Consider the following 22,200-nt stretch of genomic DNA (forward strand, 5'->3'; position numbering starts at 1 on the left):
CGATATTGACAGGGATGGCCGAGCCATCCAGAGGGTAGTGAAAGAATGAAACCGTTTACCACACTCGACGCGCTGGCCGTGCCGCTCGATCGTGCGAATGTCGACACCGACGCGATCATCCCCAAGCAGTTCCTGAAGTCGATCAAGCGCAGCGGCTTCGGCCCGAACCTCTTCGACGAATGGCGTTACCTCGATCACGGCGAACCGGGGCAGGATTGCAGCGGCCGTCCGCAGAATCCGGACTTCGTGCTGAACAAGGCGCGCTACCAGGGCGCGCAGATCCTGCTCACCCGTGACAACTTCGGCTGCGGCAGTTCGCGCGAACATGCGCCGTGGGCGCTGGAGGATTACGGCTTTCGCGTGCTGATCGGCACGAGCTTCGCCGACATCTTCTTCAACAACTGCTTCAAGAACGGCGTGCTGCCCATTGTGTTACCGTCGGCGCAGGTTGACGAGCTCTTCCGTCAATGCGAGGCGGCCGAGGGATATCGCCTGGTCGTCGATCTGGCGGCGCAGACGATCACCCGTCCGGACGGAGCCCGCATCAGCTTCGATGTGGATCCGTTCCGCAAGGAATGCCTGCTCAACGGCTGGGACGACATCGGCCTGACGCTGCGCCACGCCGACAAGATCCGCGCTTTCGAGGAAAAGCGCCGCGCCGATCACCCCTATTATTTCGCCTGAGCAGCGCTGCGAGGGCACCAGGAGAAAACTGCTGATGAAGATTTGCGTTCTGCCGGGCGACGGGATCGGTCCGGAAATCATGGCTGAAGCCGTTCGCGTGATTCAGGCGCTGGACCTGAAGTTCGAACTCGAAGAGGGACTGCTGGGCGGCGCCGCGGTCGATGCAACCGGCGACCCGTATCCGGAAGCGACGCGCAAGCTCGCGCGCGAAGCCGACGCCGTGCTGCTCGGTGCGGTCGGTGGCCCGAAGTGGGACAGCCTGCCGCGCGAACAGCGCCCCGAGCGTGGCCTGCTGGGCATCCGCAAGGATCTCGGGCTGTTCGCCAACCTGCGTCCGGCGATCCTCTACCCCGAGCTCGCGAATGCTTCCACGCTCAAACCCGAGGTCGTGTCCGGCCTGGACATCCTGATCGTGCGCGAACTGACCGGCGATATCTATTTCGGCCAGCCGCGCGGCATCGAGAATCGTGACGGCGAGCGCTACGGCTTCAACACAATGCACTACACCGAGTCCGAGATCCGTCGCATAGGCCGCGTCGCCTTCGAGGCCGCCCGCAAGCGCAACAAGCGCCTGTGCTCGGTCGACAAGATGAACGTGCTGGAAACGACGCAGCTGTGGCGCGACGTGATGACCGAACTTGCGCCGGAATATCCGGATGTCGAGCTCACCCACATGCTGGTCGACAACGCCGCGATGCAGCTCGTCCGTGCACCCAAGCAGTTCGACGTGATGGTCACGGGCAACATGTTCGGGGACATCCTGTCGGATGAGGCCTCGATGCTGACCGGCTCGATCGGGATGTTGCCGTCGGCCTCGCTCGACGCGAACAATAAGGGCCTCTACGAGCCGTCGCACGGCTCCGCCCCCGACATCGCCGGCAAGGGCGTCGCGAACCCGCTCGCGACCATCCTTTCGGCGGCGATGATGCTGCGCTATACGTTCAATAACGAGGCCGCCGCTGCCCGCGTCGAGACGGCCGTGAAGAAGGTGCTCGCTCAGGGGTATCGCACCGGCGACATCTATGAGCCGGGTACGACGAAGGTGGGCACGAAGCAGATGGGCGATGCAGTTCTGGCTGCGCTCTGAGATTTTTGGCAATTCGAGGTATAGCAAATGAACAAGGTTGGTCTGGTCGGTTGGCGTGGCATGGTCGGTTCCGTGCTGATGCAGCGCATGGTCGAGGAGGGCGACTTCGCCCACATCGAGCCGGTGTATTTCTCGACGTCCGCCGCGGGCGGCAAGGCGCCTGCCTTCGGTGGCAAGGAAGCAGCGCTGCCGCTGCAGGACGCGTCGAACATCGACATGCTCAAGCAGATGGACATCGTGATTACCTGCCAGGGCGGCGACTACACCAAGGCCGTCTATCCGCAGTTGCGCGCAGCGGGCTGGAAGGGACACTGGATCGACGCCGCGAGCGCGCTGCGCATGGAAGACAATGCGGTGATCATCCTGGATCCGGTCAACATGAACGTGATCAAGGATTCGCTCGTGAAGGGCGGTCGTGACTGGATTGGCGGTAACTGCACCGTCTCCCTGATGCTGATGGGCCTCGGTGGCCTGTTCAGGCACGACCTCGTCGAGTGGGTCTCAGCGATGACCTACCAGGCCGCCTCTGGCGCTGGCGCACAGAACATGCGCGAGCTGCTCGCCCAGATGGGCGCCCTGCACGACGCCGTGAAGGCGGAACTCGCAGATCCCGCGTCGGCGATCCTCGACATCGACCGCAAGGTCGCTGCGACCATGCGCTCCGCCGATTTCCCGGTGAAAAACTTCCGCGGCGCCGCACTGGCGGGCAGCCTGATCCCGTGGATCGACGTGCCCGTCGATAACGGACAGTCGAAGGAAGAATGGAAGGGTGGCGCCGAGTGCAACAAAATCCTGGGCCGCCCCGCATTCCGCAGCCCCGGCAGCATCCCCATCGACGGGCTGTGCGTGCGCATCGGCGCGATGCGCTGCCACTCGCAGGGGCTCACGATAAAGCTGCGCAAGGACGTGCCACTCGACGAGCTTAGCGACATCATCGCGAATGCAAACGACTGGGTGAAGGTCGTGCCGAACGAGCGCGAGATTACCGAGCGCGAACTGACCCCGGCGGCCGTCACCGGCACCCTTGCCGTTCCGGTCGGGCGTCTGCACAAGATGGCGATGGGGCCGGAGTACCTCGGCGCCTTCACCGTCGGCGACCAGCTGCTGTGGGGGGCCGCCGAACCCCTGCGTCGCATGCTGCGCATCCTTCTCGATCGTTGATCGCCATGACATGAGGAAACGGCGGTCGTTCAGCCGTTTCCGATGTCCTATGCCGCGGTCCTCGAGGCAGGATGGCGGCGTTCATGCCGTGGAAAATAGTCTGCGCAATTAAAGAATTGCTGCCAAGACTTAAACAAAATGTTAGATTGCCGGGGCATGACGGATGCCCGGCTGCGTCCGCGACGTCCATATTCCACGCAGTTTGGTACCCAGACTAGGGTGCGGATGATAAGACAATGATGAAAACATCGATCAAGGCCTCCCTGATCGCGACGGCGATCGCCATGCTCCCCTTTGGCAGCAATGCCGCAGGACTCGGTTCGATCCATGTTTTCAGCGGTATCGGACAGCCGCTCAGGGCAGAGGTGGAGCTGAACGCGAGCAATGAGGAGCTGCAGTCGCTTTCGGCGCGCGTCGCTCCCCCCGAAGCCTTCCGTCAGGCCAGCCTTCAATATACCGTTGCAATTTCCGGGCTTCGCTTCGCGGTCGAGCGCAGGGGCAGCCGCTCCGTGGTCAAGATTACCAGCGACCGGCCGTTCAACGATCCGTTCGTCGATCTCCTCATCGAACTGAACTGGGCCTCCGGACGGTTGGTGCGCGAATACACCTTCCTGCTCGACCCCGTGCCAGCGGGGCCTGCCGCGCCTGCCGTCGGGCGTGGGGCAGCTCCGGTTGCTGCGCCGCTTGGGGCTCCGGCAACGTCAGCCCAGCGCAAGACGCCGGCGGTGAGCCCAGCGCCGGCGGTCGCCCAGACGGCCGGTGGCGAGCGCCATGAGATCAAGAAGGGCGATACGCTGCACCGCATCGCCGAGGCGAACCGACCCGAGGGCGCGAGCCTCGATCAGATGCTGATCGCCCTGTTTCGCGAAAACCCCGACGCATTTGAAGGAAATAACATCAACCGCCTGCGCACCGGTTCGATTGTGACGGTTCCGTCCGATGCGCGCGTTCGCGAGATCGATCCCGTCCAGGCGCGTCGTGAAGTCCAGGCGCAGTCCGCCGATTTTGCCGCCTATCGCAGGAAGCTCGCCGGAGCCGTCGCCGCGCGGCCGGCCGCCCCGGAGTCGGCTCCGTCGCGCAGCGATGCCGGCACGATCGTGCCGAAGGTCGACGAACCCGCGCGACCGGCCGCCGGTGATCAGGTCAAGGTTTCCGGTGCACCAGCCGAGCAAGGTGCAGCGAAGGGCGCCGACAGCGCCCGTCTCGCCCGGCTGCAGGCGCTTGAGGAAGAGCTCGTTGCGCGCGACAAGGCGCTGCAGGAGGCGAACGAGCGAGTCGCCGCCCTGGAGGCCAGTGTCAAACAGATGCAGGAGTTGCTGAACCTGCGCAGCGAAAGCATGGCGCAGTTGCAGCAGCAGGCAAGCTCGGCACCGGCACCGGCACCGGCGCAGGAGCCTGCCGCCGCGCCGGCGGCGCCCTCGCAACAGCCGTTGGCCGCCGAGCCGCAGCAGGCCGCGCCGGCCAAGGAGGAAGCGCCCGCTCCCGTGGCGACTCCCAAGCCGGCGCCTGCACCGAAGCCCGCGCCCGAGCCGGTCGAGGAGCCCGGCTTCGTCCAGGGGCTGCTCGGCGATCCGGCCGTATTGGCTGGAGGCGGGGGGATTCTCGCGCTGCTTCTGGCCTATGCCGGCATCAAGGCGCGTCAGCGCCGCAAGCAGGATGCGGGGCACGCGGTCGAATCCATTGCGAGCGAATTCCCGCCGCCGACCAATTCGGTTTTCGGGGCAACCGGTGGGCAGAGCGTCAATACCGGCGAGAGCAGCGTACTGCATACCGATTTCAGTCAGTCCGGGCTGTCGGCCATCGACACCGATGAGGGCGTCGATCCTGTCGCCGAAGCCGATGTGTATATGGCCTACGGGCGCGACGCGCAGGCTGAAGAGATCCTGCTCGACGCCCTGAAGACCGATGCCTCGAGGATGGCGATCTACGTCAAGCTGTTGGAGATCTACGCCCAGCGCAAGAACCTCAAGGCGTTCGAAAACACTGCGACTGATCTCTACTCACGGACCGGCGGCGAAGGGGGGGATTGGGACAAGGCCGCCGAGATGGGACGCCGCCTCGATCCCGAGAATCCCCTTTATCGTGCTACGGCTGGCGGGGGGATCCCGACCGCCGGGCTCGTCGCAGGTGCCGCTGCCGTCGCCAGCCTTGCGACTGCAGGCGTCCATGGAGGCGATTCAGGCTCCGCTCCTGCTGCATCGTTCGAGACGCCCGCCTCGCCCACTCGCGAGCCCGTGCCGACCGAGATGCCGGGTGATGCCGGTATCGAAGCCTTGCCGGAAGTGGATGCGGGTGCGCTCGACTTCGATCTCGATGCCGGGCTCGATTTCGGTAGTGACGCCGCGACTGCAGAGACGCCGATGCCTCAGATCGATGCCGTTCCGTCCGTCGAGGCTGCGCAAATGCGCGAGGAGGCTCCTTCCTTCGATCTTGACGTAGGGGGCGTTGCCGAGCAGGTTTCCAAACATGAGCCGGTCGCGACGCCTGTGGCCGATCCGATGCTTGCCACCGTGATCGGTCAGGGGATGGATTTTGCTGCCGCGGACCAGGCGCTCGAATTCGATCTGGCTTCGGAGTTGGATGTTGCTGCGGCGCCGGCGGTTGGCGAAGTCAGCCTTGATCAGACCATGATCTCTCCGGAAGGGGCGCCAGCGGCGGGTGGCTCGGGGACAGCAGAGGATCTCGAAAAGACGTCTTTTGACAGCAGCCTGCTGGATTTCGACTTCAACCTCGACGGCGGGGCGAACCAGGCGGCGGCGACGCCGCCGGCGCTCGATCTCGCAGGAATCGACCTGAACCTCGAGGCGACCTCACTGGCATCCGGAGCCGCAGCGATGGACGCCGGCGACGCTGCTGCGGCGTCGGCTGGTGGGCTGGCGGCCGATGCGGACGTGATCGAAGAGGTCACACGAAGCTGGAGCTCGCGCGCGCCTATGAGGAAATGGGTGACACCGAGGGGGCAAGGGAGCTTGTCGAGGAGGTGTTGCGCGAGGGATCGGCCGAACAGCGGGAGGCGGCGGCTCGTCTGGCTCAGCGACTCGGCTGACGGCCGAATTTGCTTCTGCGCGGATGTCGTGGGGCCGCCGCAAGGCGGCCCGTTCATTTTCATGCACTCCGGATTTCTGATCGCATTATGGATGGCGTGTGTCGTCGTCCTGCAGTTCCTGTCGCCGCCGGCTTTGGCCGTAGCGCTTGCATTCTGTGCGCTCGCGGGGTGGTGGCTGGCGCCATCGCGTAGCCTCAAGCTGCTACGGCGCGTGCGCTTCCTGATTCTTGCGATACTCGTGTTGTTCGCCGGATTCACGCCCGGCGAGGCTCTGTTGTCCGGGTTCCCGGGGCTCAGTCCGAGTCGCGAAGGTGTGACATTGGCTGCCGAGCATGTCGGGCGGCTGATCGCGGTCGTTTTGTGCGTGGCTGTGTTGATGGAGGGGCTTCCGGTGTCGCGACTGGTCGGCGGGCTGCATGCCCTGTTGAGCCCGCTCGGGCGGGTAGGGCTCCCCACCGAGCGACTCGCAGTGCGCCTCATGCTTGTCCTGCGCTATGTCGAGTCGGCGCCTCCGGCCTCCTGGCGCGAGTGGTTGACCAGCGATGGTAGCGGCGGCAACGGTACCGAGAAGATCGTATTTGCGCGCGAGCTTTTGGCGTGGCGGGAATGGACACTCCTGCTCGCGATGTTTGTCGTGGCAGTGCTGTGGTTCGGAGTGGCGCGATGAGAATCGCACTTGGTGTCGAATATGCCGGCGATGCATTTCAGGGCTGGCAAAGCCAATCCCACGGGCGGACCGTGCAGGATCATCTCGAGGCGGCACTTTCCGGGATGGCCGGTCATCCGGTACGGCTCCACTGCGCCGGGCGGACCGATGCGGGCGTTCACGCGACAGCGCAGGTGGTGCATTTCGACACGCCCTCCGTGCGCGAACCCTACAGTTGGGTTCGCGGCACGAATGCGAGGTTGAAGGGCCCGGTTTCGGTACGCTGGGCGGTGGAAGTTGCCGACGATTTTCATGCACGCTTCTGCGCCGTCTCGCGCCGTTACCGCTACATCCTGTACAACTCGCCGGTACGGCCGGCTCTCCTTGCCGGTCGCGTGGGCTGGTTTCACCCCCCGCTCGATGAATCCGCGATGGCGGAGGCGGCGCGTTCGCTCATCGGCTGGCACGACTTTTCGGCCTTCCGCGCTGCGGGCTGCCAGGCGAAGTCGCCGATAAAGCTCATGCACGAGGCCGAGGTCAGGCGCGACGGCGACTACATCGTCTTCGATTTCTGGGCGAATGCCTTCCTGCACCACATGGTGCGTAACCTCGTCGGGTCGCTGCTGTATGTCGGCAAGGGGCATTTCCCTGCGGGGTGGATGGCGGAAGTGCTGCAGTCGTGCGACCGCAGCCGGGCGGCGATGACATTCACTCCCGATGGGTTGTATCTCGCCGGTGTCGAGTACCCGTCGCACTGGCCGCTGCCTGATGAAGGGCGTATCATCGCGCTCCCGCGTATCCCTTTCGTCTGAGTGTCCAGAACCCGAATCAAGATCTGCGGCCTGACCCGCGCCGAAGACGTGCTCGCTGCCGTCGAGGCTGGCGCGGATGCGATCGGACTGGTTTTCTATCCACCGAGTCCGCGTTTTGTCGCGTTCGAGCGTGCCGCGGAGCTGGCAGCGCTGGTGCCACCCTTCGTCACCACGGTGGGCCTGTTCGTGAATCCCGATCCTGCATACGTGCGGCAGGCGCTTGCTCAGGTGCCCTTGCAACTCCTGCAGTTTCACGGCGACGAGAGCGAGGCCCAGTGCGCGGCGTTCGGTCGTCCCTGGATCAAGGCTGCGCGAGTGCGCCCCGGGATCGATCTGGTAGAATTCTCCGCTTCCCACCCGTCCGCTTCCGGATTGCTGCTCGATGCGTTCGTCGACGGCTATGGCGGCGGAGGCAAGGTATTCGATTGGTCCCTGATTCCCGAGCGCCTCGGGCGACCGCTGATCCTTTCCGGTGGTCTGGATCCCGACAACGTCGCCGAGGCAGTCCGCCGCGTAAGACCGTGGGCTGTCGATGTGTCCAGCGGCGTGGAATCGGGAAAGGGTATCAAGGATGCGGCGCGGATTGCCGCGTTCGTCGCTGGAGTACGCAATGCAGACGGCTGACAAGCCATACCGGTTTCCTGATTCGCGCGGCCATTTCGGGCCGTACGGTGGCGTCTTTGTTGCCGAGACGCTGATTCCCGCGCTTGACGAGCTCAACGCTGCCTACGAGGCATGCCGGAACAACCCGGCGTTCATGGCCGAGTTCGAATACGAGCTCAAGCATTACGTCGGTCGGCCGAGCCCCATCTACCACGCGAAGCGCATGTCGGATTCGCTCGGCGGTGCGCAGATCTATCTCAAGCGCGAGGATCTGAATCATACCGGCGCGCACAAGGTGAACAACTGCATCGGCCAGGCGCTCGTTGCGCGCTACATGGGCAAGCCGCGGGTGATCGCGGAGACCGGGGCGGGGCAGCACGGTGTCGCCACGGCGACCGTGGCTGCGCGCTACGGCATGGAGTGCGTGGTGTACATGGGGGCCGAGGACGTCAAGCGCCAGGCCGCCAACGTGTATCGCATGAAGCTCCTCGGGGCGAAGGTCGTTCCAGTGGAGTCCGGCTCCAGGACGCTGAAGGACGCCCTCAACGAGGCGATGCGCGATTGGGTCACGAACATCCATAACACCTTCTACATCATCGGCACGGTTGCCGGTCCTCATCCCTACCCGATGATGGTGCGCGATTTCCAGGCGGTGATCGGAGCGGAATGCCTCGTGCAGATGCCGGAAATGACCGGTCGCCAGCCCGATTACGTGATCGCCTGCGTCGGCGGCGGATCGAATGCGATGGGTATCTTCTACCCTTACATCGATGTCCCCGGGGTCAGGCTGATTGGAGTGGAGGCTTACGGCGAGGGCTTGGACTCCGGGCGTCACTCGGCCAGTCTCACCGGCGGCACCCCGGGCGTGCTGCACGGAAACCGCACCTACCTGCTGCAGAGCGAGGATGGCCAGATCATCGAGACGCACTCGATATCGGCGGGTCTCGACTATCCCGGGGTTGGGCCGGAGCATGCCTGGCTCAAGGACAGCGATCGCGCCGAATATGTCGGGGTTACCGACGAGGAGGCGCTGGCTGCATTCCACAATCTGTGCCACCTCGAAGGCATCATTCCTGCGCTCGAGTCGTCCCACGCCATCGCGTATGCTGCGAAGCTGGCACCGACCCTGCCGCGCGACAAGATCCTGCTGGTCAATCTCTCCGGTCGTGGCGACAAGGACATGCACACCGTCGCCGAAAAATCCGGCATCCAGTTCTGACTCCGCGGGCCATTGACGGCCCGCGCATCCCGATACCGCTTATGTCCAGAATCCAGTCAGTTTTTCAGAGCCTGCAAGCCTCCGGGCGGCGGGCTCTGATCCCCTTCATCACCGCAGGCGATCCCGCTCCCGAACTCACCGTGCCGCTGATGCATGCGCTCGTTGAAGGCGGGGCAGACATCATCGAACTGGGTGTTCCGTTCTCCGACCCGATGGCGGACGGCCCGACTATCCAGCGCGCTTCGGAGCGTGCGCTCATCAACGGAATGAGCCTGCGCAAGGTGCTCGCGCTGGTGTCCGAGTTCCGCACGACGAACGCCAGCACCCCGGTCGTCCTCATGGGCTATGCGAATCCGATCGAGGCCATGGGCGTCGAGCGTTTCGTCGCCGCAGCCGGCGCAGCCGGGGTGGACGGGGCCCTTGTCGTCGACTACCCGCCGGAGGAGTGCGAAGCGTTTGCACGCACGCTCAAGGCGGGCGGCATGGATCCGATCTTCCTGCTCGCGCCGACTTCCACCGAGCAGCGCATCCGGGAAGTCGCGACGATCGGCAGCGGCTACATCTACTACGTATCGCTCAAAGGAGTGACCGGCTCGGGCGCACTCGATTTCAACGACGTCGCAGCGCGCATGCCGCAGATCCGCCAGGGTGTCGGCATGCCGGTTGGCGTGGGATTCGGCATCCGCGATGCCGAATCGGCCCGCCGCATCGGCGAGGTGGCCGACGCGGTGGTGATCGGCAGTCGCATCATCGAGGAGATCGAGAACAGCCCCCGCGATCAGGCCGTAGCGCGGGTAAAGAACTTCGTTGAAGGAGTGCGTGCCGCGCTCGACCAGATCCAAGGAGCTCCGCGATGAGTTGGCTTCAGAAACTGCTGCCGCCCAAGATCAAGCGCGCAGAGAGCGCTGCGCGCAAATCGATTCCGGAAGGTCTTTGGAGCAAGTGCCCGGCCTGCGAGGCCGTGCTCTACCGTTCCGATCTTGAAAGCAATCAGAGCGTGTGTCCGAAGTGCGGCCACCATCAACGCCTGCGTGCGCGTGCCCGGCTTGACATGCTGCTCGATGCGGAAGGGCGCTTCGAGATCGGCAATGAGGTCGTGCCGGTGGATCCGCTGAAATTCAAGGACTCGCGGCGCTACACGGAGCGCTTGTCGGCGGCCAACGACGACACCGGCGAAGCCGATGCCATGGTCGTGATGCAGGGGGCCATCCTGACGGTGCCGGTCGTGGTTGCCTGCTTCGAGTTCGAGTTTCTTGGCGGATCGATGGGTTCCGTGGTCGGCGAGCGCTTCGTGCGCGGCGCGAAGGCGGCTCTCGAGCAGCGCCTGCCCTTCATCTGCATCACCGCCACAGGTGGGGCGCGTATGCAGGAGGGGCTCTTTTCGCTCATGCAGATGGCGAAGACGACGGCCGCGATCACGCAACTTGCCGAGCGCAAGCTGCCGTTTCTCACCATCCTCACCGACCCGACGATGGGCGGCGTGTCGGCGAGCTTCGCCTTCATGGGTGACGTGGTGATCGCCGAGCCCGGCGCGCTGATCGGTTTTGCCGGCCCGCGCGTGATTGAGCAGACCGTGCGGGAAACCCTGCCGGAAGGCTTCCAGCGCTCCGAATTCCTGTTGGAAAAAGGCGCGATCGACATGATCGTCGATCGGCGAGAGATGCGCTCGAAGGTTGCCGAAATTCTGACTCTCTTGACCCGCCAACCCGCAATCGGCGTCTGATTTCCGTTCCGCTTCATGCAACTTCCCGATACCCTGAGCGGCTGGCTCGAGTTGCTCGAAAGCCGCCATGCGGCGCAGATTCAGCTTGGCCTGGATCGCGTCTCGCGCGCGCGCGATGCGCTCGCCGTGCGCAGCGACGCCGTGGTGATCACCGTCGGCGGTACCAACGGCAAGGGCTCGACCTGCGCGATGCTCGAGGCGATCCTGCTCGCCGCCGGCTATCGTGTCGGCTGCTACACCTCGCCCCATCTGTTGCGCTACAACGAGCGCGTGCGCATCGACGGACGCGAGCTTGAGGACCGCGTCCTGGTGGATGCCTTTCGTGCCGTCGAGGTGGCGCGCGGAGACACCCCGCTGACCTATTTCGAACAGGGCACGCTCGCCGCCTGGTGGGCATTCTGCCGCGAGCCGCTCGACGTGGTCATCCTCGAGGTCGGCCTCGGCGGGCGCCTCGATGCGGTCAATGCGATCGACCCCGACTGTGCCATCGTGACCGGCATCGCAATGGACCATATGGACTGGCTGGGCGACACGCGCGAGAAGATCGGCTTCGAGAAGGCCGGCATTTTCCGCGCCGGCCGCCCGGCGATCTGCTCCGATCCGATGGTTCCCGCCACCTTGGTCGACCATGCGCGTGCGATCGGCGCCGACCTGAAGCTCGTCGGCGAGGATTTCGGATACAGCGGTGACCGCACGCAGTGGGCGTGGTGGAGCAAGGGCTCCGCCCGCCGCGGCGGTCTTGCCTATCCCGCGCTGCGCGGTGCCAATCAGCTGCTGAATGCCTCGGCGGTGCTGATGGCACTGGAAACCCTGCGACAGCGGATCCCCGTGTCGATGCAGGCTGTGCGCCAGGGTCTGATGCTCGTGGAGCTACCCGGCCGCTTCCAGGTGCTGCCGGGAAAGCCTTCGATAGTGCTCGACGTCGCGCACAATCCTCAAGCCGCGGGCGTGCTGTCGGAAAACCTGTCGAACATGGGTTTTTTCCCGGAGACCTGGGCTGTCTTGGGCATGCTCGCGGACAAGGACGTCGAAGGCGTGGTGACGCTAATCCAGGAGCGCATCGATCACTGGATGCTCGTCAGTCTCCCCGGGGCTCGCGGGCTCAGCGCCGAGCGGCTCGAAGAGCGGCTGCGCAGCGTCGGGGTGCGTGGTGACATTCGGCGTTTCGCAAGCCCCGCGGAGGGCTATGAGGCTGCCCGGAAATCTGCTGGCGAGGGTGATAGAATCGTAGCCTTTGGCTCATTCCTGACAGTCGCGGATGTGCTGGCAGCAGCCCGCGCCGCGCGTCATTGAGGCTCCGCGTGACCGATAGCGACAACGTCGAACTCAAGAAGCGCGCCAGGCGTCGCTTGGTTGGGGCCGCTGCCTTGGCGCTGCTCGCCGCCATCGTCCTCCCCATGGTGATGGACCAGGAGCCGAGCGCTCCGGCGCAGGATATTCAGGTCACGATTCCCGACCGTGAGGCCGACAATGCGTTGTCGCGCCCGATTGCCGGCCGCCCGACACGCGATCCCGAGCCGCAGCTCGCGCCTCCACCCGAGGAGCAGCCGCCCACCCCTGCCTCCTCAGAGGCGCCGCGGCAGGAAATCGCGACGAACGTACCGTCTCCGCCACGCCCTGCCCCAACGCAGGAGGGCGCCCCCAAGGGCGGCCCCGCGACATCGGCGGCGGTCGAGCCGTCGAAGTCCGCCCTTGCACCGGCTCCAACGAACACGATATCCGACAGCGCCCGCGCCCAGGCGATTCTCGACGGCAAAGCGGCGCTACCTTCCGCGCCCGCTGCGGGAAACAGTTTCGTCGTCCAGATCGGTGCCTTCGGTGATGGAGCCAAGGCCGCTTCCATTGCGGCGGACCTCAAGAGAAGGGGCTTTGCAGCCTACACTGAGAAGGTTGGGGCGATGACGCGCGTGCGGATCGGGCCGTTTGGTGGGCGCGACGACGCCGACAAAGCCGCCCAGCGCGTGCGGGCGAGTGGATTGAGCGGTTCGGTCGTGCCGAAATGAGCGCGAGCCGACTCCTTCGATGACGGTATTCGATTACGTATTCCTTGCCGTTCTCGCTTTGTCGGCGGCGGTCGGCATGTGGCGCGGTTTGGTGAGCGAAGTGATCGCGTTGCTCGCGTGGGCGGTTGCGCTCTTCGCGGCCTGGCGCTATGCGGGCGACGCGGCGGTGCTGCTCGCCGACATGATTCTCGATCCCGCCTGGCGCCAGATCGCCGCATTTGCGCTGATCTTCGTCGCGGTGTTGATGCTTGCAGCCTTGTTGCGTTTCTTGCTGCGCGAACTGCTCAAGGCGGTGGGGCTGGGTACCGCCGACCGGGTGTTCGGCGCGCTGTTCGGCGTCGCCCGCGGTGTCGCCATCGCCCTCGCGGTGGTGCTGCTGGGCGGCCTGATCGGGATTGCGCGCGAACCGTGGTGGTCGAACGCAATGTTCGCTCCACCGCTGGAGACGGCGGTGATTGCTGCCAAACCGTGGCTGCCCGATGTGGTGGCCACAAAGATTCGATTCAGATAGGTGCTATTCCATGTGCGGAATCATTGGGGTCGTTGCGAAATCCCCGGTCAATCAGTTGCTCTATGACGGCCTGCAGGTGCTGCAGCACCGCGGACAGGATGCGGCAGGCATCGCGACGTCGGAGGGCGGGCGCTTCCTCATGCACAAGGGGCCTGGGCTCGTGCGTGATGTGTTCCGCACCCGCAACATGCGCAATCTGGTCGGCAACTGGGGTATCGGCCACGTCCGCTACCCGACCGCAGGCTCGGCATGCAATCCCGCCGAAGCGCAGCCGTTCTATGTGAATTCGCCGTTCGGCCTGCTGTTGGCCCACAACGGCAATCTGACGAATTCCGAGGAACTGAAGCGCGAGATGTTCCTGTCGGATCTGCGTCACATCAACACCAACTCCGACTCGGAGGTGCTGCTGAACGTGCTCGCGCACGAGCTGCAGGCTGCAGCCAAGGGCTTCAAGCTCGACGAAGACGCAGTCTTTCGCGCCGTGGCGGGCGTGCATCGCCGCTGTCGTGGCGCGTACGCGGTCGTCGTGATGATCGCGGGTTTCGGCCTGCTGGCCTTCCGTGATCCGTATGGCATACGACCCCTGGTCGTGGGGCGCAATGACGTCGACGGCGGTCATGAGTGGCTCGTGGCCTCCGAGTCGGTCGCGATGGATGTGCTCGGATTCAAGACATTGCGCGACGTGGCGCCCGGTGAAGCGATCCTCATCGATACCGAAGGCAATTTCCGTAGCCGCCAGTGCGCCGAACGGACCGTCGAAGCGCCCTGCATGTTCGAGTTCGTCTATCTGGCGCGTCCCGACTCGGTGATCGACGGAGTGTCGGTATACGAGTCGCGCGTGAAGATGGGCGAGTTCCTCGCCGACAAGCTCAAGCGCGTGGTGCCCCACGCCGATATCGACGTGGTGATCCCCATCCCGGACTCCAGCCGCCCCGCTGCGATGGAGATGGCGCACCGACTGGGTCTCCCTTATCGCGAAGGCTTCGTCAAGAACCGCTATATCGGGCGCACCTTCATCATGCCCGGCCAGGCCACCCGGCGTAAGTCGGTGCGCCAGAAGCTCAACACCATCCCGCAGGAGTTCAGGGGCAAGAAGGTTCTGCTGGTCGACGATTCGATCGTTCGCGGCACCACGAGCCGCGAGATCGTCACGATGGCCCGTGATGCGGGCGCCGTGAAGGTGTATCTCGCGTCGGCTGCGCCTCCGGTCCGCTATGCCAACGTTTATGGTATCGACATGCCGACCCGCGCCGAACTTATCGCTGCTGACCGCAACGAGGACGAGATTTGCCGCGTGATCGGCGCGGATGGACTGATCTACCAGGACATCGACGATCTCAAGGCTGCCGTGCGCGCGGTCAATCCTGCCATCAAGTTCTTCGAGACCTCCTGTTTCGACGGCTGCTACGTCACTGGCGACATCACTCCCGAGTACCTGAACGGTGTCGAGAACCAGCGCGGCGAGAGTAAATCGGGCGACGACGGTGAAGGCGGCCAGCTCGACCTGAACCTGGTGGCAAATCAGGACAACTGAGCAGAACGACCGAGCGGAAATGAGCGAGTACGAGTTTGACACCCTGGCTGTGCGCGCAGGCATTGCGCGCAGCCAGTTCAATGAACACAGCGAAGCCCTCTATCTGACCTCGAGCTTCGTCTTCGAGAGCGCCGCCCAGGCGGCGGCACGCTTCTCGGGGGCCGACGACGGCAACGTCTACGCGCGGTTCACCAATCCGACCGTGACGGCAATGCAGCAGCGCCTTGCTGCGCTGGAAGGGGGCGAAGCCTGTGTCGCGACGGCCTCGGGCATGGCGGCGATCCTGTCGCTCGCGATGGCTACATTGCAGGCCGGCGACCACGTGGTCGCGTCGATGGGGCTCTTCGGCGCCACGCAGCAGCTCTTCGGCACGATCCTGGCCAAATTCGGCATCGAGACGAGCTTCGTGCCCGCGACCGACCCGGACGCGTACCGTGCTGCGATCAAGGCGCGCACGCGGCTCTTTTTCATCGAGACGCCGTCGAATCCCCTCACCGAGGTGATCGACATCGCCGCGGTGGCCGACATCGCCCATTCATGCGGTGCGATCCTCGCCGTCGACAACTGCTTCTGCACGCCGGCACTGCAGCGTCCGCTCGAATTGGGTGCCGACGTCGTCGTGCATTCGGCCACCAAATACCTGGATGGCCAGGGGCGGGTGCTCGGTGGTGCGGTGGTGGGCAATAAGGTCATCGTCGACGACGTGCTGAAATTCCTGCGCACGGCCGGTCCCTCGATTTCGCCGTTCAACGCGTGGGTGATTCTCAAGGGGCTGGAAACCTTGCGCATCCGCATGGAGGCGCAGTCTGCCACTGCCCTCGAGCTGGCGCGCTGGCTCGAGCAGCAGGCAGGCGTGGAGAGGGTCTATTATCCCGGCCTGGTTTCCCATCCGCAGCACGATCTTGCGATGCGTCAGCAGAAGTCGGGGGGCGCGATCGTGAGTTTCGAAGTCGCCGGGGGGCGCGAGGGGGCATGGAGGGTCGTGGATTCGACGCGTTTGATGTCGATCACGGCCAACCTCGGCGACACCAAGACCACCATCACCCATCCGGCGTCCACCACGCATGGGCGCATCACCGCCGAAGCGCGTGCTGCCGCGGGCATTACCGAGGGCTTGCTGCGGGTCGCCGTCGGTCTCGAGTCGGTCGAGGATCTGCGCGCGGATCTCGCGCGCGGTCTGGCCGGCTGAAGCGCTCAACCTAGGCGAGCGCGTCGTGCTCGCCTACGTGCGCCGGTAATTCCCTTAGGGGCCGGTGCGGAAGGCCTGCCCGTCCCACTGCAGCCAGCTCGCCCTCCCGCGCCAGTCGGAGAGGACCCAGCGCTCGCACTGCCGTCCGTCCACCCGATGCAGATGGAGCGCCGGCCGATGCGTGTGGCCGTGGATGAGGGTCGGGTAATCGTGAGCGCGCAAGAGGGCGTCAACGGCTGCGGCGTTAACGTCCATGATCTCCTCGGCCTTTTCCTGCTTTGCGGTTTCGCTGTGCTTGCGCAGCCCCTCGATGACCAGCCTGCGTTCCGCAAGGGGGCGGGCTAGAAATGCGCGCTGCCATTGCGGATCGCGCACCTGCTGCCGAAACGCCTGATAGGCGTGGTCGTCGGTGCATAGGCTGTCGCCGTGGGTGATCAGCACCCGGCGGCCGTCGAGGTCGATCTCGCTGGGGTCGGGGAGGATGGTGAGCCCGGCAGCCCGGGCGAAATCCGTGCCGACGAGGAAATCGCGGTTGCCTGCGACGAAGCCGACCCGCGTGCCATGGTCGGCAAGTGCGGCAAGGGCCTCCGCGACCTCCCGGTTCAGGGGGGCGTCACGGTCGTCGTCGCCCGCCCAGTATTCGAACAGATCGCCGAGGATGTACACGGCGTCCAGCTCCCGCGCCTTCCCCGCGATCAGGTCGAGGAAAGCGCGGGTGTTGTCCGGGCAGTTCCCGGACAGGTGCAGATCCGCGATAAACAGGGCCGACATGTGCGACTGGACGGTTGAAACGGGTCGGCCCGGCGAGATCAGACGATCTCTGCGCGTTCGATGATGACGTCCTCGACCGGCACGTCCTGGTGGAAGCCGCTCGAGCCGGTGCGGACCGCGCGGATGCTGTTCACGACATCCATGCCTTCCGTGACGCGGCCGAACACGCAGTAGCCCCAGCCCTGGATGTCCGGTGCGCGGAAATTGAGGAAGTCGTTATCGACGACGTTGATGAAGAACTGGGCGCTGGCCGAGTGGGGAGCCTGGGTGCGCGCCATGGCGATCGTGCCCGTGAGGTTCTTCAGGCCGTTGTCGGCTTCGTTCTTGATCGGCTCGCGGGTGGGCTTCTGCTTCATGCCCGGCTCGAACCCTCCGCCCTGGATCATGAAGTTCTTGATCACGCGATGGAAGATCGTGTTGTCGTAGTGGCCGGCGCTGACGTAGTCGAGGAAGTTCTTGACCGTCTCGGGGGCCTTCTCGGCATCCAGTTCGAGCGTGATCGTACCGTGGTTCGTATGCAGCTTGACAGCCATTGGGAGCTCCTTGGGATTCGTTACTTGGTTTGGCCGGTCTTCGCAGCCTCGATGAGGCGGACCGATTCGATGATGACCGGTTCGGTCGGGACGTCGCGCATGCCACGAACGACACCGGTGCGCGTCTTGCCGATGTTCCGGACGACGTCCATGCCGCTGCTCACCTTGCCGAACACGGTGTAGCCCCAGCCGTCGCGCGACGGGTAGTCGAGGAAGCTGTTGTCGACGAGGTTGATGAAGAACTGCGCGGTGGCGGAGTGGGGGTCGGAGGTCCGTGCCATGGCGAGCGTCCCGGCGTCGTTGCGCAGCCCGTTCTTGGCCTCGTTCTGGATCGGCGCGCGGGTCGGCTTCTGATTCAGCGATCCGTCGAAGCCTCCGCCCTGGATCATGAAGCCATCGATGACCCGATGAAAGATCGTGCCGTCATAGTGGCCGCTTTTCACGTATTCGAGGAAGTTCTCGACAGATTTTGGGGCCTTGTCGGCAAACAACTCGAGTACGACGATACCCTGGTTGGTGCGCATCTCGACTACGGGATTGGCGGCTTGCGCCACGGCGCAGCAGACGAAGAGGATGAGGCTTGCGAAAACGCGTTTCATGTCTAGCTTCCGTTCGGGGGAGTTAACTTTTCGGACGGCCGTCAGGCCTTGCCTTCATAGACGATCTTCCAGCGACCGCCTTCCTTGAGCCAGTACTGGCGCTTGCGGACACGGTCGGACAGGTCGTCGCTGCGATAGTCCTGTTCGAAGGTCACGACCACGATGTCGTCGCGCCCCGGATTGCGGAACATGCTCAGCTTGTCGAGACGCACCTTGATCCAATCGCGGCTCGCAGCGATCTTGCGTTTCTGTTCCGACCATTCCGCAAGATTCTGAGTGTCGCTGCGGAAGTCCTTCGAATAGTGGGAGAGGTAACGGGTCACGTCCGTGGTCTTCTCCCAGTCGCGCCGCCAGTCCTCGATTGCGAGCTGCAGGTTGCGCCGCTCGGCTTGCCAGTCGTCCAGCGACAGCCACTCGATCTCGTTGCTGATGATCACCGGCGTGAGCCCCGGCTGGACGAAGTTGGAAAGCTTGAGAAAATCCTGATTCGCGAGCGTGACGCAGCCCTCTGAGGAGAGCGGCGGGCGAGCATAGGTGTCGCTCGGCGTTCCGTGCAGCCAGATTCCGTGCCCCGTGCGTCCGAGACGCCGGTCCCATTCGTTCGGGTAGTTGATCGGGAAGGCCCCGCTGCCGTACAGGTCGGGAAGTTTGGCCTGCTCGATGAAGGACGTCACTTCGTAGACGCCGAGGGGGGTCTTGTTGTCGCCCTCGACGCGCTTGTCCGCGCCAGCCTTGCCGTGGCTGATGTAGTAGTCGGCTACGAAGCGCGGCTTTCCGCCCTCGTTTGCATACACGTACAGGCGCGCACGCTTGGTGTCCACGACGACCGCGAAGCGCTGGTCCGGTCCCATCTGCAACAGGTAGCGCGGGATGTAGCTGGCTGCGGCGGGGCGTTCGCGATATGCACGCAGGCGCGCGGTCGCCTCGTCGCGCAGTTCGTTGACACGTTCGGCCGGAGCCGATGCGTTGCCGAACGTAGCGATCGGCTTGGCACGCGCCAGCAGCAAGTCGCCCTTGATCAGATGGGCCAGGCGGAAGTTCGGGTAGACCCGCAGCAGTTCCTCGGTGCGTTGGAGCGCCGCGTCGAGCCGGTTGGCTTCGATTTCGGTGAAAACGTACTCGAGCGACGCGTCCGGGCCGGAGTCGGAAATGCCGCGCGGAGCGGGTGCTGCGGCGGCCGCCAGCGGCAGCGCCGCAGCGGCGAGCGTTGCGATCATTCGGACGAACGCAGCTCGTCCGATTGTCAGAACCTTCATCCTCCGACGCGCTCCTGGCGGATGCGCCACGAGCCGTTACGCTTGACGAGCTCGAGCGTCTTGGTCGTGCTGGAGCTGAAGCCGGCGGATTCGTAGTTCTGGCGGAAGCGCACCGTTGCCACTTCGCCGTCCACCTTGGCATCGGGCTTCTCGATGTCGATGGCAATGCGGCCGGGCTTGCCCACGCGTTGTGCGCGCTCGTTCTCCCATGCCTTGCGGGACGTTCCTCCCGGGGTTCGGAACTCCTTGTCGTAGAAGCCGAGATACGCCTTCACGTCCTTGCGTGACCACGCCTTGGCCCAGGCTTCCACCGCCTGCAGCACTTCGTGCTCGGTGCCGGCTGCAGCGACGGTCGCCGGCTCCTGCGCTGCGGGGCGTGACGGCGCCATGGGGGCGGGCGAAGCGGCCGGGGGCGTCGGCGCCGCCGCAGCGGCTGGAGCCGCGGCAGTGGTGGCTGGCTTCGCCGCAGGGGCGGCCGTGGCGGAGGCTGGCGCGGAAGCTGCCGCCGCGGCAGCCGCAGGGGATGCAGCAGGCGCTGTGACCGGAGCCGGAGCCGGTGCGGGTGTGACGGCAGGCGCCGACGCGACCGCGGTGCGCGTCGGCGCGCCCTGTGCGGCGGTGCGGGTTCTGGAGCCGGAGGACATCATCTCGCGGATCAGCGCGAGCTTGGACTGCGCCGCCGTATTGGCCGAGTCGAGTTGCAGGGCCTTGTCATAGGCCTGGCTCGCCAGGCGCGCGTAGACGTCGCCGAGGTTCTCGTGCGCGGTCGCATAGCTCGGGTGGGTGCGAATCGCCATTTCCAGGGCCGAGCGCGCCTTGTCGTACTGGCGCTGCTGGGCATAAAGGACGGCGAGGTTGTTATAGGGCTCCGGAAGTTCGGGGAAGTCCTCGGTGAGCTTCTGGAATACCGCGACCGCTTCGTCCGCGCGGTTAAGCTCGGTGAGCGCGATTCCCTTCAGGAAACGTGCCTGCGGCTCCTTGGCATTGCCGGCAAGTACCCGGTCGGCCATCGCCAGCGCCTGCGCATGCTGGCCCTGATTGACGAGCGTTTGAATCTGGGCGACGTTGTCGGCTGCCTGCAGCAGCGGAGCCGCGCCGAGACCGACGATGAGGGCCATCACGGCCAGGGCGGAATTGGGACGCATGTTCATTGTGTTAGAATCGGTCGGTTTCCGTTGATCCACGCGGATTTAACGCGACATTCTATCAAATAACGGGAGCTGCATCACGGTGGGGCGGTGGTCGCTGTGCGAGCGCTGCGGGTGTTCCCCGTGCTTTCCGGATCGCGGTGTTGCCGCGAGCGGACAGGCGTCCCGTCGAATGCTGTCCTTCTGCGCCGCCTTGCGGAAAATGCCATGCTTCAGATTCACAACTCATTGACGCGAAAAAAAGAAATTTTTGCCCCGATCGAGCCCGGAAAGGTTCGGATGTATGTGTGTGGCATGACTGTGTATGATTTTTGCCACCTCGGCCATGCTCGCGTAATGGTTGTGTTCGACATGGTGGCGCGCTGGTTGCGCGCGAGCGGATTTGATCTCGTTTATGTCAGGAACATTACCGACATCGATGACAAGATCATTCGCCGTGCCGGCGAGAATAGCGAGTCGATCCGTGCGCTGACGGACCGCTTCATCGCCGCGATGCACGAGGACGCCGACGCGCTCGGCGTGATGCGGCCCGACCACGAACCGCGCGCGACGGAGTACGTGGGGCAGATGCAGTCCCTGATCGAGCGCCTTCGCCAAAAGGGCCTCGCATACGTGGCCGAGAATCGCGACGTATGCTATTCGGTGCGCAAGTTCGACGGCTACGGCAAGCTTTCCGGCAAGTCGCTCGACGAGCTGCGCGCAGGGGAGCGCGTGGAGATCGCTGGCGAGAAGCAGGATCCGCTCGATTTCGTGCTGTGGAAGCATGCGCGCACGGACGAACCGGCAGAGGTGAAGTGGGCCTCGCCTTGGGGCGCGGGGCGTCCCGGCTGGCACATCGAGTGCTCCGCAATGAGTTCGGACCTGCTGGGCGATCATTTCGACATCCATGGCGGCGGGCAGGATCTTCAGTTTCCCCATCACGAGAACGAGATTGCGCAGTCCGAGGGGGCCCACGGCCACACCTTCGTCAACTACTGGATGCACAACGGCTTCGTTCGCGTCGACGACGAGAAGATGTCCAAGTCGCTCGGAAATTTCTTCACGATCCGTGATGTGCTGAAGAAGTACGACGCGGAAGTGGTGCGCTTCTTCATCCTCCGCGCGCACTATCGCAGTCCGCTCAATTACTCGGATGCTCATCTCGAGGATGCGCGCCAGTCGCTCACGCGCCTGTACACGGCGCTGCGCAACGTCGCGCCGGCGGATGTGGCGATCGACTGGGAGGAGGCGCACGCCCAGCGCTTCCGTGAGGCGATGGATGACGACTTCAATACTGCCGAGGCCGTTGCCGTACTGTTCGATCTCGCGAACGAGGCGAACCGCAGCGGCTCGGCGGCCATGGCGGCGCAGCTGAAGGGCTTGGGCGGGGTGCTGGGCTTGCTCGGGCGCGATCCGGTGGCCTTCCTCCAGGGGGGGGCTGCGGAGGCAGGGACAGACGAGGCCGACGAGATCGAGGCCTTGATCGAACAGCGCGCGCAGGCCAAGAAGGCGAGGAATTTTGCCGAGGCGGACCGTATCCGTGCCGATCTGCTGGCGCGTGGCATCGCACTCGAGGATACCCCGCAGGGAACCCTGTGGCGGCGCGCCTGAACGCCTGAGCCTGTTGCTCTCCGCGCTACGGAGCGCAACAGGGCGGATTCGGGCGATTCAGGATCGGCCGCAGCGCAGCTTGTCC

At 64.8% G+C, this 22,200-nt stretch carries 20 protein-coding genes; 15 read left to right on the forward strand and 5 right to left on the reverse strand.

Translation table 11 applies throughout. The annotated features are described in order from the left end of the window. Positions 1–45: 45 nt before the first annotated feature. The 14 genes from leuD to GO615_RS00800 all read left to right on the forward strand — a co-directional run bounded on the left by leuD (position 46) and on the right by GO615_RS00800 (position 16,218). Positions 46–684: a 3-isopropylmalate dehydratase small subunit gene (gene leuD / locus GO615_RS00730; protein WP_169125119.1), complete on the forward strand. Its 639-nt coding sequence runs from the start codon at positions 46–48 to the stop codon at positions 682–684. Between the two features lie 34 nt (positions 685–718). After that, the gene (gene leuB / locus GO615_RS00735) at positions 719–1,771 is read left to right on the forward strand and encodes a 3-isopropylmalate dehydrogenase (protein WP_169125120.1); all 1,053 of its coding nucleotides are present in this window, start codon (positions 719–721) and stop codon (positions 1,769–1,771) included. Positions 1,772–1,798: 27 nt separating this feature from the next. After that, complete coding sequence (asd, locus tag GO615_RS00740) at positions 1,799–2,932, forward strand: aspartate-semialdehyde dehydrogenase (RefSeq protein ID WP_169125121.1); 1,134 nt, start codon at positions 1,799–1,801, stop codon at positions 2,930–2,932. Between the two features lie 239 nt (positions 2,933–3,171). Beyond that, the gene (locus GO615_RS29640) at positions 3,172–6,645 is read left to right on the forward strand and encodes a FimV/HubP family polar landmark protein (protein ID WP_422614270.1); all 3,474 of its coding nucleotides are present in this window, start codon (positions 3,172–3,174) and stop codon (positions 6,643–6,645) included. Further along, on the forward strand, positions 6,642–7,436 hold the full coding sequence (gene truA / locus GO615_RS00755; protein ID WP_169125123.1) for a tRNA pseudouridine(38-40) synthase TruA: 795 nt from the start codon (positions 6,642–6,644) through the stop codon (positions 7,434–7,436). Before GO615_RS29640 ends, truA begins: the two co-directional genes overlap by 4 nt. Then, on the forward strand, positions 7,437–8,060 hold the full coding sequence (locus GO615_RS00760) for a phosphoribosylanthranilate isomerase (protein WP_169125124.1): 624 nt from the start codon (positions 7,437–7,439) through the stop codon (positions 8,058–8,060). It begins immediately after the preceding gene. Next, a complete protein-coding gene (trpB, locus tag GO615_RS00765; protein ID WP_169125125.1) occupies positions 8,047–9,258 on the forward strand; it encodes a tryptophan synthase subunit beta in 1,212 nt (403 codons plus the stop codon). The genes GO615_RS00760 and trpB overlap by 14 nt, the downstream gene beginning before the upstream one ends. A gap of 41 nt (positions 9,259–9,299) precedes the next feature. Beyond that, on the forward strand, positions 9,300–10,115 hold the full coding sequence (trpA, locus tag GO615_RS00770; RefSeq protein WP_169125126.1) for a tryptophan synthase subunit alpha: 816 nt from the start codon (positions 9,300–9,302) through the stop codon (positions 10,113–10,115). Next, positions 10,112–10,981 (forward strand): acetyl-CoA carboxylase, carboxyltransferase subunit beta, encoded by an 870-nt coding sequence (accD, locus tag GO615_RS00775; RefSeq protein WP_169125127.1) that lies wholly within the window; start codon positions 10,112–10,114, stop codon positions 10,979–10,981. The genes trpA and accD overlap by 4 nt, the downstream gene beginning before the upstream one ends. A gap of 15 nt (positions 10,982–10,996) precedes the next feature. After that, complete coding sequence (folC, locus tag GO615_RS00780) at positions 10,997–12,274, forward strand: bifunctional tetrahydrofolate synthase/dihydrofolate synthase (protein WP_169125128.1); 1,278 nt, start codon at positions 10,997–10,999, stop codon at positions 12,272–12,274. Between the two features lie 8 nt (positions 12,275–12,282). After that, positions 12,283–12,984: an SPOR domain-containing protein gene (locus GO615_RS00785; protein WP_169125129.1), complete on the forward strand. Its 702-nt coding sequence runs from the start codon at positions 12,283–12,285 to the stop codon at positions 12,982–12,984. A 19-nt stretch (positions 12,985–13,003) separates the two neighbouring features. Further along, positions 13,004–13,495 carry a CvpA family protein gene (locus tag GO615_RS00790; RefSeq protein WP_169125130.1) on the forward strand — a complete coding sequence of 164 codons (492 nt, stop codon included), beginning with the start codon at positions 13,004–13,006 and terminating at the stop codon, positions 13,493–13,495. Between the two features lie 10 nt (positions 13,496–13,505). Continuing rightward, positions 13,506–15,029 (forward strand): amidophosphoribosyltransferase, encoded by a 1,524-nt coding sequence (gene purF, locus GO615_RS00795; RefSeq protein ID WP_169125131.1) that lies wholly within the window; start codon positions 13,506–13,508, stop codon positions 15,027–15,029. A gap of 19 nt (positions 15,030–15,048) precedes the next feature. After that, entirely contained in the window at positions 15,049–16,218 is a 1,170-nt protein-coding gene (locus GO615_RS00800; RefSeq protein ID WP_169125132.1) for an O-succinylhomoserine sulfhydrylase, read from the forward strand. Between the two features lie 54 nt (positions 16,219–16,272). On the opposite strand, the gene GO615_RS00805 is transcribed toward GO615_RS00800, so the two are convergent. The 5 genes from GO615_RS00805 to GO615_RS00825 are packed head-to-tail and all read right to left on the reverse strand — an operon-like array spanning position 16,273 to position 20,528. After that, entirely contained in the window at positions 16,273–16,989 is a 717-nt protein-coding gene (locus tag GO615_RS00805; protein ID WP_169125133.1) for a UDP-2,3-diacylglucosamine diphosphatase, read from the reverse strand. A 38-nt stretch (positions 16,990–17,027) separates the two neighbouring features. Then, on the reverse strand, positions 17,028–17,522 hold the full coding sequence (locus tag GO615_RS00810) for a peptidylprolyl isomerase (RefSeq protein ID WP_169125134.1): 495 nt from the start codon (positions 17,520–17,522) through the stop codon (positions 17,028–17,030). Positions 17,523–17,542: 20 nt separating this feature from the next. Further along, entirely contained in the window at positions 17,543–18,121 is a 579-nt protein-coding gene (locus GO615_RS00815; RefSeq protein ID WP_169125135.1) for a peptidylprolyl isomerase, read from the reverse strand. A gap of 41 nt (positions 18,122–18,162) precedes the next feature. Beyond that, the gene (locus GO615_RS00820) at positions 18,163–19,377 is read right to left on the reverse strand and encodes a L,D-transpeptidase family protein (protein ID WP_169125136.1); all 1,215 of its coding nucleotides are present in this window, start codon (positions 19,375–19,377) and stop codon (positions 18,163–18,165) included. Then, a complete protein-coding gene (locus tag GO615_RS00825) occupies positions 19,374–20,528 on the reverse strand; it encodes a nuclear transport factor 2 family protein (RefSeq protein ID WP_169125137.1) in 1,155 nt (384 codons plus the stop codon). The genes GO615_RS00820 and GO615_RS00825 overlap by 4 nt, the downstream gene beginning before the upstream one ends. A 204-nt stretch (positions 20,529–20,732) precedes the next feature. Between GO615_RS00825 and cysS the strand changes: the two genes are divergently transcribed. Further along, positions 20,733–22,115, forward strand: a complete 1,383-nt coding sequence (cysS, locus tag GO615_RS00830) for a cysteine--tRNA ligase (protein ID WP_169125138.1) — start codon at positions 20,733–20,735, stop codon at positions 22,113–22,115. The last annotated feature ends 85 nt before the right edge of the window (positions 22,116–22,200 follow it).

The organism is Aromatoleum evansii (assembly GCF_012910805.1).
Classification (GTDB): domain Bacteria; phylum Pseudomonadota; class Gammaproteobacteria; order Burkholderiales; family Rhodocyclaceae; genus Aromatoleum; species Aromatoleum evansii.